At 31.2% G+C, this 14,104-nt stretch carries 1 protein-coding gene; it reads right to left on the reverse strand.

From position 1 onward, the window contains the following. Positions 1 to 8: 8 nt before the first annotated feature. Entirely contained in the window at positions 9 to 14,102 is a 14,094-nt protein-coding gene (locus JCM14822_RS06285) for a non-ribosomal peptide synthetase (protein WP_278287184.1), read from the reverse strand. Positions 14,103 to 14,104: the final 2 nt, after the last annotated feature.

Here is a 14,104-nt window from a genome sequence, read left to right on the forward strand (position 1 = left end):
TATTTCTTCTACTTCTCCCTTGTAAGGGTACTACTTGTTAGCTCTGATAAGTCTTCTGTTTGCATTTTAAATGCTACATCTTCACATACTTCTTGAACGAAGGCATTATCTTTTGTATAAAATTTAGTTCTTAATATCTCATGTCGCATAATAAGCTTTGTAAATGCTGTTTCTAATTGTGCTATATCTAATTGCTTAATCTTATAGGCACTTGGCATATTGTAATATGTACTCTCTCTATCCATTTGGCTTAGAATATACATACGTTTTTGCATAGGTGACATTGGATAGAATTCAGCTTTTTCTGCTAATGGAATAATTTCTGTTTCTTGAACCTTTCTATCACTTCTTATAATTAATTCAGCTTGTTTCCTTATGGTTGTATGTGTAAAGATTTCTGCTAATGTAATCTTATAGTTAAACATTTGATGTATTTTAGCCATTAACAATGTTGCCTTTAAGGAATGTCCACCAATTTCAAAGAATTCATCCTCTACACCAACTTGCTCTATACCTAATATTTCTTCCCAAATTACAGCAAGTTTTTCCTCTATAGCATTTTCAGGAGGTATATATTCTACCTTTAGCTTATCATTTGCACAAGGTTTAACTAATGCCTTATAATCAACCTTTCCATTTGAATTAAGTGGTATATATTCTAAATTTATAAAATAACTTGGAATCATATACTGTGGTAAATAATGTGTTAATTGCTTAATGATTTCTTGTTTCTGTAATACCTGTTCTCCTACAATATACGCTACAATTTCTTTTTCGCCTATATTGGTTTCTATAACTGTTACAACTACTTGTTTTACGCCAGCTATATTCGCAATTTGTCGTTCTATTTCACTTAATTCTATACGATAACCTCTTATCTTCACTTGCTCGTCTAATCTACCTAAAAATTGTAGTGTACCATCAGGTAACCACTTTGCCCTATCTCCTGTACGATACATTAATTGTCCTGGAATAAATGGATTATTGATAAACTTCTGATGTGTTAATGCTTCTTGCCCTATATAACCTTTTGCTAAACCAATACCACTAACATAAATTTCACCTGCAACATTAAATGGCACTAACTGCTTATAGGCATCTAATATATAGACTTGATGATTATCAATTGGTTTTCCTATACTCTCTACATGTTGCTCATCAAAATTCACATAAGCTGTGGTTGTAATACTATTTTCAGTTGGTCCATATTCATTAACAAGTTTAATGTTTGGATTGATACATTTACTTGTTTGAATTAATTTTACACTTGCTTTTTCTGCTGCTAATACAATGCATCTTAATGTTTGAATATCTTCTTTGGTACTCCATGCTAAAATTGCTTCATACATTGATGGCACTAAACTCATATGTGTCACTTTGTAGTACTTAATACTCTCTACAACATAACTATAATCCTTAACTTTATCTTGTGGCATTAAAATCAATGTACCACCTGACAATAAGCTGCCATAGCAATTCGAACCAAAGCCATCAAATGCATATGATAATAATTGCAATGTTGTATCTTCTGTTCCTAATTCATAATTTCTAATGCGCCATGCAATATAGTTACTAACGCCTTGATGGGTAACCATAACACCTTTTGGTAAACCAGTTGTACCAGAGGTATAAATAACATAAGCTAAGTCTTCACCTATATTGGAATCTTCTACTCGTATGTTACTTTGTTGCACTTTAAGTGGTAGCTCAATATCCACTACTTCTCCTTCAAATGATAATTCATCTTTAAATTGTTTTTGAGTAAGCAATACTTTTACGTGACTATCTCTTAACATATATTGCTTTCTTTCTAATGGATAACTTGGGTCAATAGGTAAATATGCACCACCGGCTTTTAAAATAGCTAATAAACCAACTATCATTTCAATAGAGTTTTCTACTATCATACCTACTATACAATTTTTACAAATACCAAGTTCCTTCAAATACGCTGCTAATGTATTAGACTGCTTATCTAATGCTTCATATGTTATTTTGTCTTTATCGTATTTAACTGCAACATGATTTGCATACTTCGTAGCTACTTCTTTAAACATACTTGTTAAGGTAGCATATTTATTTTTACTTTGGATTATTGGGTTAAATTCTTCTAATAATTTGTGTTTTTCTTCAACCTGTAACACATCTATCTTAGAAATTTCTAGGTCTTCATTTTCTATAACCTTTTTTAAAATCTGTATATAGCTTTTTGCAAAGCGTTTAATTGTTGTTTCACTATAAAGTGCTGTGCAATATTCAAATACAAACTGAATTTCTTCTTCTTGCATTGTTGCAATTAAACTAAAGTCTAATTTAGACTCCTTACGTTTATGCTCATATGACTTTAATTGAATACCTGATAATTGAATTTCTTTTTGACTATCAATATTTTGTAATGTAAAGACTGTATCAAATAATGGATTTCTACTTAAATCTCTTGATAGATTTAATTTTTCAATCAATAGTTCGATTGGATAATTCTGATGCTCTAATGCCCCTAATGTACTTTCTTTCACTTCATTTAAAAATGTCTTAAACAGCTTATTACCAGTTGGATAGTTACGTAGTGCTAATGTATTAACAAACATACCTACTGTTTCACTATATTCTGCTCTATTTCTTCCTGCTACTGGTAATCCTACAATGCAATCTTCTTGTAAAGTATATTTTGCTAATAATATATAGTAACTCGCTAATAAGACCATATAAAGTGTACTATTATTCTTTTGTGCTAAATCCATAAGCTGCTTTGTAAGATTTGCATCTACACTAAAGTTATACAAATCGCCTTCAAAAGATTGTACTTGTGGTCTAGCATAATCTAGTGGCATATCTAATACCGGCAGCGTTCCTTTAAATATTTCATGCCAATAATCTTCTGCTGCTTTAAAGGCACTTTGTCCAACCTGTTGATTTTCCCAAACAGCATAATCTTTATACTGTAATCCTACTGGTTTTAAATTTTCACCTTCATAAAGCGCACCGAACTCTTCTATTAATTTTTTATTAGAAAAACCATCTGTTACTAAATGATGAATATCTACCATTAATAAATATTCATTTTCTACAAGTCTAATAACACCCACTCTTAATAATGGTGCTTTATTTAATTCAAAAGGTTTTATAAAGTCATTCATACAGGCTTCAATAGTACCTTCTAATTTTTCCCAATAAACTAAGTCAAATTGTACTTCGTCTTCTATGACTTGTACAACTTCTCCTTCTACTAATTCAAAATGCGTTCTTAAGGCTTCATGCCTTGCAATTAATTGTTTAAAGCTTTCTTCTAGATGCTTAAGATTAACTTCACCCTTAAGTGTAAAAATCATAGGTATATGATAGTTCGTATTAACGCCTTCAAATTGCTCTAAAACATATAATCTTTTTTGCATCGTAGATAATGGGTAATAAGCTTGTTTTTGAACCTGGCCTGCTGCAGTATATTCCTCTTTTTGTGCATGCATAATTTCTAATGCCAGTTGCTGTATGGTTGGCGCCTTAAATACTACTCTTAATGATAATTTTACATCAAATACCTCTTGTATTTTATTGATTAATAAGGTAGCTTTTAAGGAATGTCCACCTAGTTCAAAGAAATTATCTTGTGTGCTTATTTGACTCGTTTCTAGAAGTTCTTTCCAAATTATTACCAATTTTTCTTCAATATCATTTTCCGGTGCGACATATGTACGACTTATTTTATTTGCTTCACTTGGTTTTGGTAAAGCTTTATAATCTGTTTTACCATTTAAGGTTAATGGTATATTTGGAATTTGAATATAAAATGTTGGTATCATATAATCTGGTAAATACTGCATAATATATGCTTTTATTTCTTGAATATCTAATGCTGTTTCACTAACTATATAAGCACATAAAACTTTTTCCTTATCTGTTTGTTCAATAGCCGCTACAACTGCTTCTTTAATTTCCCCCATATTTGTTAAGCACTTTTCAATTTCACTTAACTCAATACGATATCCTCTAATTTTTACTTGATGATCGATACGTCCTAAATAACTTATATTGCCATCTACACCCCATTTTCCCAAGTCTCCTGTGCGATATAGTTTTTCACCTTCTTTAAAAGGATGTGGGACAAAGCTTTCTTTTGTCATTTCAGGTAAATGATTATAACCTTTACCAACTCCCAGTCCGCCTATACATATCTCCCCTTGGCATAAAGTTGGTACCAGCTGATCATTTCTTAAAATATAGATTTCTACATTCGGTAAGGCTTTACCAATTGGCAATTGATGCATTTTCTCTAATATATTAGGTTCAACTGTATAAGTTGTAGAGACATCACAACACTCTGTAGGTCCATATACATTTGTTATTTTACTAGCTTTTAATACCTTCATCTGATACCATTTCTGAAGCGTTCCTACAGGTAAAGCTTCACCACCTATTAAAAATCTTTTTACTTTGATAGGCTCATTTATTGATTGTGCTGCTAGCATAATGAGTTGCAAATGGAGTGGCGTACCATCTGATATATCTATATTATTTTCCACATAAAATCTTAACAATTCCTTACCATCAAATCTTGCCTCATTGGATGCAATACATAAACTGTGTCCTAGTAATAATGCTGCAAAAATTTGTTTTATTGAGGCATCAAATACATATGGTGAAATAAGGCTAATATTAAGCGTTTGATCATACTGTTTATAAATACGTTCATTTAATCCATATACTAAATTCACTACATTACTTTGCGCAATCATTACACCCTTTGGCATACCTGAAGTTCCTGATGTATAAATCATATAAGCTAATGCTTCTTGAGCACCCTTAAATGAATCCTCTACATCTTTTAATTGCGCTAAATCTATATCCATTACCTTATATTCTTCTAATAAAGTAGCCTTTTCCACATTTGATACTTTCAATAATAGCTCTGCCTTACTATCTTCCAAAATATAGCGAATACGTTCTTTAGGATACTCTGGGTCAATTGGTACATATGTGCCACCTATTTTTAGAATGCCTAAAATACCAATAATCATTTCTAATGAGCGTGGCATAAGTAATACAACTGTTTGATTAACTTTAATTCCTTCATCTTTAAGGAGCTGTGCTACTGCATTTGCTTTTAACTGAAGTGCCTTATAAGTTAATGACTGATTATTATAACTTATTGCCATGGTATGTGGATGTTTTTGAACCTCTTCATCAAATAAATCTGCAATTGTTCTTTCTATTGGATACTTCATCTGCTCACACATTGCATGATTTAATAACATTTGTTTTTCTTCACTTGTTACGATTTCAATGTCTTTAATTCGTCTGTTAATGTCACTTACTAATGCACTTAAGATATTTATAAAGTGTCTACTCATTTTTTGTATTGTTTCTTTTTTAAATAGCTGTGTGCTATAAGTAAGTGCAAATTCCATCTCCTTATCATCTTCATAAATATGTAATGTAAGGTCGAATTTAGAAAGTACATTTTGTAAATAATCAAGCTTTGTTAATTGTAACTCACTGTCTTCATCTAACTGATGTGTTACCTTTTCATAAGAGAAGAATACATCAAAAATTGGATTTCTATCTAATGTTCTCTTGATATCTAATTTATTAACTAACTCTTCAAATTGATAATCTTGATTTTCAAATGCATTAATTGTATTTTGTCTTATCTCTTCGAGGAATGTCTTTATCGTCTTATGTGGTGCTAAATTATTTCTAATGGCTAATGTATTGACAAACATACCTAGCATTTGCCCTAAATCTGCATGACGTCTACCTGCAATAGGTGTACCAACTATAATATCTTCTTGGTCACTATAACGTGCTAGTAATATATTATATGCTGCTAATAAAAGCATATAAGTTGTACAACCTGTTTGCTTAGATAAATCTTTCAAGGCTTCTACTAATTTTTTATCACAAGTAAATTCTAAGTTGTCACCTGCCATTGTTTTTTCTTGTGGTCTTTCAAAATCTGCTTCTAAATTTAAAATTGGTAATTCGCCTTTTAAGTTCTGTAACCAAAATCTTTCTTGCGCCATCATTTGTGCTAAACCAAATTGGCTATTTTGCCAAACTGTAAAATCCTTATATTGTATAGCAAGTGGTGATAATACGATTCCTTGATAAAGTTGTAGCCACTCTTGAACTAAAATATCTATAGATAAGCCATCTATAATAATATGATGCATATCTAGCAGTAAAATATGTACATCTGTTTCTATTTCAATCATACTTACTCTTACAAGTGGTGCTATGGCTAAATCAAATGGCTTCATAAACTCTTTTGTAATTTGTGCTAAGTCTTCTTTTCTAGCCTTAATTTTTGTAATTGGTATAGAAACTTGGTCATGTATGATTTGTACAGGCACACCTTCTTTAGTTTCAAAACTTGTTCTTAAAGGCTCATGACGTTCTATTAATTGCTTAAATGCCCACTCAAATTGTTCTTGATTTAAGTTTCCTTTAATCTGCACAGCATAAGGTATATGATAAGCCATATTCGCTGCCGTTAAATGCTCAATAATATATAATCGTTTTTGTGCTGAAGAGACCGGATAGTATGCTTGTTTTTCAATTGGCGTTATTGCTTCAAATGCTTGTTTCCTTGCACCTTGAATATATTCAGCTAATTGTTTAATGGTTTGACATGTAAAAATAGTACTTAGAGCGACTTTAATATTAAAAGTCTTACTTAATTTACTTGCTAATATCGTTGCTTTTAATGAATGTCCCCCAATTTCAAAGAAATTATCTTGTATTCCTATTTGCTGAATCTCCAGTACTTCTTGCCAGATTGCAACAAGCTTTTCTTCTATTTCATTTTCAGGTGCAATATATTCTTGCCCTATATAATGATCTGCTAACAAGTTAGGTAAAGCTTTCTTATCCACTTTTCCATTGCTATTGCTAGGAATTTCATCTAATTTTACATAAGCTGAAGGAATCATATAATCTGGTAAATTTTCAGCTAGTTGCTTTTTAATATCTGATACCTTTAACATATCATTCATGACAATATACGCACATAATGTATCTTCATTTACAGGTATGACAACGCTTTGTTCTATACCCTTAATTTCCATGAGTCGTTTCTCGATTTCACCAAGTTCAATTCTATACCCTCTTATTTTTACTTGTTCATCCATACGACCTAAAAATTCAATATTACCATCTGGTAACCATCTTCCCAAATCGCCTGTATAATAAATTCTTTCATACCCCTTACGATTTGTTATAAGATGGTTTGATTGATATTTTTCTTGTGTTAATTCTAATGCATGAATATAACCTCTCGTTACACCTTTGCCAGCTACACAAATTTGTCCTGGCACACCAATTGCACATAATTGCTTATTTCTATCTAATATATAGACTTCTGTATCTGCAATAGGTTTACCAATTGGTATATTGACAGCATCTTGTAAATGACATCTATGATAAGTTACACAAACTGTTGATTCTGTAGGACCATAAGTATTATAAACAACTGCATGTTTTAACAAGTTGTCAATATAATGATATTTTAGGACATCACCACCACTAATATAGGTATGAATACTTTTACAACCACCTTGTTTATTAAATTCATTAAGCAATAGTGGTGAACAACTGATCATACTTACCTTGTAATGTGCTATAAATTTCATTAATTGTGTAATATCTTTAATAGCTTCTTTTGTTGGTATAACGATACTTGCGCCACTTACTAATGCAGGATAAACTTCTTCTACAAATGCATCAAAACAAAATGAAGCTTGTTGTAACATTCTGTCTTCTGCATTTATCATAAATTCATTTAAAAAGGCATTGATGTAAAAGAGCAAATTACGATGTTCTACTACAACACCCTTAGGTTTACCTGTGGAACCTGATGTATAAATAATATATGCGGCTTGTTCTGGTAAAACCTCAATATGTGCATTGTAATGCGTTCTGCAACCTGTTTTTAATTCGTCCACATAAAGAGATTTTATCTCTTGATTCATCTTATTTTTAAGTTGCTTTTGCGTCAGTACCAATTTACAGTTACTATCACTTATCATATATGCAATGCGTTGTAAAGGATAATCTGGGTCAATTGGTAAATAGGTTGCACCTACTTTAAGAACTGCCAATAAGCTGGCAATCATATTCGTTGAACGTTCTACTAGAATACCTACTACATCTTCTGCTTTTATACCAGAATAGGTTAACCATGAAGCAATTATTTCTGCTTTTTCATCTAATTCTTTATAGGTAAGTGTCTGACTTTCAGAAATTACAGCTACTTTGTCAGGTGTGACTATAGCTTGTTTTTTGACTAATTCATGTGCAAGTAATGTACGTCTATTTTGTATTTGTGTTAAGTTAAAATCTACTAATACTTGTTTTTGTTCTACTTGTGATAGCATCTGAATTTCTGCAATCATTGTATGACTATTTTCTGCAATTGATTTCAAGATATTATTATAATGATTTGCCATACGATAAATTGTCTCTTCTTTAAAAAGCTTTGTGCAATACTGGAATAAGAATTCAATTTTAGTTCCTATTTCATTTGCATCTATACTTAAATCAAATTTTGCTTGATTTAAGTCAAAACTAATTGGCGTAATAGCAACATCGCCCATTTGGCTTGGAATATCCTCTGCCATATTTTGAAGTGAAAACATACAATCAAATAATGGATTTCTACTCATATCACGTTTTAAATTTAACTTATCAATTAATTCTTCAAATTGATAATCTTGATGTGCATATGCCATAAGTGCGTTTTCTTTCACTTCCATTAAAAACTCAATAAACGTTTTCTTACCTTCAGGGAAGCTTCTCATGGCTAATGTATTGACAAACATACCTACCATTTGCTCTAAATCTGCTTGTGATCTACCTGCTATTGGTGAACCAATAATAATATCTTCTTGTCCTGTATATTTATAAATCAGTACATTATAAGCTGCTAATAAAAGCATATATAATGTTGCACCAGTCTCCTGAGCAAGCTGTTTGAGCTTTATAGTCGTCTCTTCATCTACTTCTACTCTAAAGGTTTTACCTTCTGTGCTTTGTATAGAAGGTCTATTATAATCTGTTTTCAGATTTAAAACAGGTAATTCCCCTGCAAATTGATTGAGCCAATAAGTTTCTTGTTCTTTCATCATTTCTGAGTTAATCATCTTATTTTGCCATACCGCATAGTCCTTATAATGCAGCTTAATTGTCTCAAGCGTCTCATTATTGTAGAGCTTTGTAAACTCTCTCGCAATAATCCCTAATGAAACACCATCTGATATAATATGATGCATATCATATACTAAAAGATGTTTTTGTACATCTAATTTTATAAGCTTAACACGTATAAGTGGTGCCTCTTCTAATTTAAATGGATAAATACTAGATTTTACGACTTCTTCTATAGATAAGTCATTTGCAGCAGTATACTCTACTTTTACTGTAACTGACTCATTTACTTTTTGATAAACTTGTCCATCAATCACTTCAAAAGAAGTCCTTAGTATTTCATGTCTATTAACTAACTCTTTAAAGATTTCTTCAACCCTTTGAACATCAAGATTTCCTTCTATTAAAAGGATACCTGGAATATTATAATTAATGTTGTCCTCATCTTCTAAACTTCTTAAAATATACATACGTTTTTGAGCAGACGATACTGGATAATATTCTTGCTTTTCTGCTGCTTCAATTGGTGTATATCCCTTCTTATAACTTACTGCTATCACCTTTGCAAGTTGTCTAATTGTTGGTGTTTTAAAGATTTGTTGTAATGTAATTTCAACATTAAATGCCCTTTGTACTTGTGCCATTAAGGTAGTTGCTTTTAATGAGTGACCGCCTAATTCAAAGAAATTGTCTTCAACACCTATAGGCATAATACCTAAAAGTTCTTGCCAAATTTCAACCAACTTCTCCTCAATTTCATTACTTGGTGAGATATGATTTTTCTGTATGACTACTTCATCTGATGGTTGTGGTAATAAACTCTGATCAACCTTACCATTTTGATTAAGTGGCAATGCTGGAAGCTGAATATATTGTGTTGGTAACATATATTCTGGTAATTTTTCTAAAAGACAAGTTCTTAATTTACTTATATCTATTGTTTCATTACTTACAATATACGCACATAAATATTTTTCAGAGCTGCTATTTCCAATTACTTTAATTACTGCCTCTTGAATATAGGCTATTGCTAAAAGTGCTCTTTCAATTTCACCAATTTCTATTCTAAATCCTCTTATCTTAACTTGATTATCAATACGTCCTAAGAAAATTAAATTTCCCTCTGTATCCCACTTAACTAAATCTCCTGTTTTATAAAGCTTGCCTAAACCAAATGGATTTTCAACAAATTTTTCCTTTGTTAAATCTGCTTGATTAAGATAGCCTCTAGCAACGCCATCTCCACCTACCCATAATTCTCCAGGAATACCTATAGCCTGTAATGCACCTAAGTGGTTTACAACATATGCCATTGAATTACTTATTGGTTTTCCTATTGGTATACTTTGAGCATCTAGATGATTAATTGGATAACATGTAGAAAAAGTAGTATTTTCTGTTGGGCCATAGCCATTAATAATCTGTACACCTGGGCATGCTTCACGTACTGCACTAATATGTTTATAGGATAAGACATCTCCTCCTACCAATAAATAATCTAATGTTTCAAACATTCTAGCATTCTGCTGCACGAGTTGATTAAATAATGGTGAAGTAAGCCATAAAATATTAATCTTATACATCCTAATAGCTTGTTCTAAACGCTTGGCATTTAATAATACAGCCTCATCTACTAAATAGAGGGTTAAACCATTAAGTAATGCTCCCCATACTTCAAATGTTGATGCATCAAAGACAATGGCTCCTGTTTGTAATATACTTGACCCTGGCTCAAATTTTATATAATTTGTATTTTTTACAAGGCGCATAACATTTTTTTGCGTCACCATAACACCTTTTGGCTTCCCTGTAGAGCCAGAAGTATACATAATATAAGCTAAATCATTTCCAGCATTAACACTTAAATTCGTACGCAATGACTGTGGCATTTCTTGTATCTTTTCTAATTTTAAAGGTAATGTTATGCCTTCAAATTGAATATCAGATTCTAACGCATCATTACTTAGAAGAATACGTGCATGACTATCCTTTAACATATAATTAATACGTTCTGCCGGGTATTTATAATCTATTGGTAAATAAGCACCACCAACTTTTAAAATAGCTAACATACCAATAATCATTTCTATACTACGTGGCACCATTAAACCAATTAATTCATCTTTTTGAATATCATATTGACTAAGTATACGCGCAAGTTGATCCACTTTTTGGGCTAATGTTTCATACGTGAGTGATTCATTATTATATACAAGTGCTATACTTTGTGGTGTCCTTAAAACCTGCTCCTCAAAGACTTCTATAAGCCCCTTTTCACTTTCATATGATGTTTTTGTATCATTAAATTCATATACAATTTGATTTTCTTCTTGTGTACTAAGCATTGTAATATTATCTAGTGAAACTTCTTTATCTATCACAATGCTGTTTAATATATTTACAAAGTGTCTATAGAGTCTCTTAATACTTTCCTTTTTAAAGAGCTTAGTACAATATTCAATCGTTACAACCAATGTTTCTTCTTCTGTTACAGTTAAATTTAAATCAAATTTAGAAGTTGTTGCTAGCATATCCACTATATTGAATTCTTGGTTCTCCACGATAAACTGATTATCTGCTGAAATATTTTGCACTGTAAATAATGTATCAAATAAAGGATTACGACCTAAGTCTCTTTGAACTTGTAACTTATCAATTAAATCTTCTAATTGATAGTCTTGATGTGCATATGCCTCTAAAGTCATTTTCTTAACTTCTTCTAAGAATGTTTTAAATGACTTACTTCCAGATGGATAAAAACGCATTGCTAAAGTATTTACAAATACACCTAACATTTCTTGGCTATCTACATGAGTTCTTCCAGCTATTGGTGTTCCTATAATGAAGTCTTCTTGATTTGTATACTTATATAGTAATACATTATAGGCTGCTAAAAGTAACATATATAACGTACATTCTGTATCACGTGCTAAGGCTTTTAAACTTCTTGTTAACTCTGGTGAAAGTTTAAATTCTATGCTATTTCCTTCGAAACTTTGAATCTGTGGTCTCGCATAGTCTGTTTGTAAATTAAGAACTGGTAACTCTCCTTTAAATACTTCTAACCAATAGTTTTCTTCTTCCTTAAATTTCTCAGATTGCATCAACTGATTTTGCCAGAAAACATAATCTTTATACTGTACTTCAAGTGGATTTAATGCATTGCCTTTATAAAGGGTTAAAAACTCTTTAATTAAAAGTTGTCCTGATACACCATCAGTAATAATATGATGCATGTCAATTAATAACATATGGTGCATCTCATTCATTGTTACTAAACCTACACGTATTAAAGGTGCTTTGTCTAAGATGAATGGTCTAACAAACTGATCAATACTTTCTTCAATACGCTCTTTAAATTCAATCTTCTCTACCTTAAATACTACTTCCTTTAAAATCTCTTGTACTATTTCATCATTAATTCTTATAAATTGTGTTCTAAAGATTTCATGTCTTTGAATTAATTTATTAAAGATATCTTCTATTTTTTGAGCATCCATCTGTCCCTTAATTTCAAGCATTACTGGGGTATTATATAGTGTTTTTTCATTAGCTAATTGATGTACAACATATAACCTTTTTTGTGTACTAGAAAGTGGATAATAAGGCTGCTGTTTGACCTTAACTATTGGCGCATACTCTGTTTTATAACTAGCTCTAATATATTGAGCTTGTGCTTTTACTGTTGTATGTTTAAAAATTTCTTTAAGTGGTATTTCTATACCAAATACTTTATAAATTTTAGAGATTAATACTGTGGCTTTAAGTGATTGTCCACCTAAATTAAAGAATGAATCTAATACACTAATTTTTTGAGCCTCTAATAACTCTTGCCATATTGTTACTAATTTTTCTTCTATTTCATCACTAGGTGCTTCATATTCACTATGCTCATAATGATTCATTTTAGGTAAAGGTAATGCTTTCTTATCTACCTTACCATTTGGTAATTTAGGAAACGCTTCTAATTGCATAAAGCATGTAGGCACCATATAGTCAGGTAGTGTATTGGCTAAAAATGCTTTAATTTCCTTTATTTCTATTGTCTCTTTCGCCGTATAATAAGCACATAAATAAGTCTGACCCTCTTTATCTCTATATGCACTAACTATGGTATCTTGAATATCCTTATATGTCTGTATACAGCTTTCTATTTCGCCTAATTCTACTCTGTATCCTCTTATCTTAATTTGTTCATCTATTCTGCCTCTATATAATAGCTCTCCATTCTCTGACCAACTTGCTAAATCACCCGTTCTATATAGACGTTCCTCAAAATCTTCTAATACAATAAATTTCTCCGCTGTCAATTCTTCTGCATTATAATAACCTCTTGCTAAACCATCTCCACCAATATATATTTCTCCAGGTACACCTGTTGGTACTAATTTTTGATGTTGGTCTAATATATAAATTTTAATATTGGCAAATGGCCTTCCTATATTAGCAATCTCTTCTGAGCGCATTCCTATATGATAAGTTGTTCCTATTGTATTTTCTGTTGGTCCATATTCATTAATTAATACAATATCTTTATTTAATCTTTTGCTTTCTTTTAATAGCTGTGCATCAGCTTTTTCTGCTGCTAATATAACTTTTTTAACACTTTCTAAGTCTTCTACTGTTGCATTTTCTAAAATCATCTTATACATGCTTGGTACTAGACTCATCTGTGTCACTTTATGTCTTTTAATAATATCTGGTATAAGATGATAACTTTTTCTCTTTTCTTCATTTAATAAAACAAGGCTGCCACCAGATAGTAAACTCGAATATAAATTAGCACCAAATCCATCAAATGAAGGTGAGATAAGTTGTAAACATCTCTCTTCCTCGCTGATATTATATTGCTTGTTTCTACTTTGAATATAATTTACTACACTTCTATGCTCAATCATTACACCTTTAGGTCTTCCAGTTGAACCAGAGGTATAAATAACGTATGCCAGTGTTGTATCTGAAATAT

Source organism: Cellulosilyticum ruminicola JCM 14822, from assembly GCF_001311925.1.
Classification (GTDB): Bacteria; Bacillota; Clostridia; order Lachnospirales; family Cellulosilyticaceae; genus Cellulosilyticum; species Cellulosilyticum ruminicola.